Origin of the sequence: Micrococcus sp. HSID17227 (assembly GCF_003989405.1) — a bacterium.
GTDB classification, from domain to species: domain Bacteria; phylum Actinomycetota; class Actinomycetes; order Actinomycetales; family Micrococcaceae; genus Micrococcus; species Micrococcus luteus.
The window spans coordinates 1-1784 of sequence record NZ_RBLN01000331.1; the positions used below are offsets into that span (position 1 = coordinate 1).

The 1784-nt window shown below is 72.8% G+C and carries 1 protein-coding gene and 1 pseudogene; both read left to right on the forward strand.

What is annotated here, in order from left to right; all coding sequences use genetic code 11:
- A partial coding sequence (locus D8M29_RS11440) for a DNA polymerase (RefSeq protein ID WP_238693402.1) occupies positions 1-1533 on the forward strand: 1533 nt, incomplete at its 5' end.
- A pseudogene (locus tag D8M29_RS11445) lies at positions 1517-1784 on the forward strand (GNAT family N-acetyltransferase); the annotation flags it as partial. The gene D8M29_RS11440 and the pseudogene D8M29_RS11445, both read left to right, overlap by 17 nt.

Below are 1784 nucleotides of genomic sequence, written 5' to 3' on the forward strand. Positions count from 1 at the left end.
TACGCGGCCCTTGACGGCGTGGTGGACGACGTGCTGCTCTCGTCCTACCTGCTCCAGCCAGACCAGCGGGACACCTCGCTCGAGGCGCTGCCGGAGGCGCATCTGCACACCCCCCTCACCGCCCCGCGCGAGCCCGCGCAGCAGCGGGCGCAGGGGACGTTCGACCTCGACGGCGGGCAGGCCGCCGCCGAACGCGCGGACCGCGCCGCGGACGCCGTGCGGGCCGCCTGGGTGGTGCGCCGTCTCTCCACCCAGTTCACGCCCCAGGTGCTCGACCGCGGGGCCCAGCGGCTGCTGCAAGAGCTCGAGATCCCGCTCTCGCGGCTGCTCGCCCGGATGGAGCTGACCGGCATCGCCGTCGACGTCGACGCCCTGACCGGCCTACGCGAGGACTTCACCGACGCCGCCGACGCCGCCAAGGAGTCCGCGTGGGCGTCCGTCGCGGAGGAGACCGGCGGGATGCAGGTCAACCTCGGCTCGCCCAAGCAGCTGCAGGAGGTGCTGTTCGAGCGGCTCAACATGCCGCGCACGCGCAAGACGAAGACCGGCTACTCCACGGACGTGGACTCGCTGCAGGACCTGCTCGAGCAGACCCGGCACCCGTTCCTCGAGAACCTGATGGCCCACCGTGACGCCACGAAGCTCCGGCAGACCGTGGAGGGGCTGCTCGAGACCGTCGCCACGGACGGCCGCATCCACACCACCTACTCGCAGACCGCCGCCGCCACGGGCCGGCTGTCTTCGCTGCACCCGAACCTCCAGAACATCCCGGTGCGCACCGAGGCGGGCCGCCGCATCCGTGAGGTGTTCGTGGCGGACGAGGTGGCCGGCGAGCAGGCCGTGCTGCTCTCGGCCGACTACTCCCAGATCGAGATGCGCATCATGGCGCACCTGTCCGAGGACGAGGGGCTGATCCAGGCCTTCCGCGAGGGCGAGGACCTGCACTCGTTCGTCGGCTCGCAGGTGTTCGGCGTGGACCCGGACGACGTCACCGCCGAGCAGCGCGCCAAGGTGAAGGCGATGAGCTACGGCCTGGCCTACGGGCTGTCCTCCTTCGGGCTGTCCAAGCAGCTGAAGATCTCGGTGGACGAGGCGCGCGGCCTCATGAAGGGCTACTTCGACCGCTTCGGCGGCGTGCGCGACTACCTGCGCGACGTCGTCGCGCAGGCCCGACAGGACGGGTACACCTCGACGATCGAGGGGCGCCGCCGCTACCTCCCGGACCTCAGCTCGGACAACCGTCAGCTGCGGGACATGGCCGAGCGCGCCGCGCTCAACGCCCCCATCCAGGGCTCGGCCGCGGACATCATCAAGCGCGCGATGCTCGACGTGCAGGCCGGCCTCGAGGAGCACGGGCTGGCCTCGCGCCTGCTGCTGCAGGTCCACGACGAGCTCATCCTCGAGGTCCCGGCCGCCGAGCTCGACAAGGCCACGGCGCTCCTGAAGGAGCGGATGGGCCGGGCCGCCGAGCTCTCCGTGCCGCTCGACGTGCACGTCGGCCAGGGAAGGAGCTGGCATGACGCCGCACACTGACGCGCCGGAGGGTCCGTCGCTGCGGCGGCTGGCCGACGCCGCCGAGGACCGGCTCGGCGAGCACGGCCTCGCGCTGCGCGACCTCGGGGTCCTCGGCCCCGAGGACCCCGCCGCATCGCACTTCGCGGCCGCGGTCGAACGGGGCTTCTACGAGACGGTGCCCACGGGCGCCGCGCTCCGCCAGCAGCTCGAGGCCCACGCGGCCGACGGACGGCGCCGGCTCGGCGTCTACGCGCCGGGGGACGACCCGG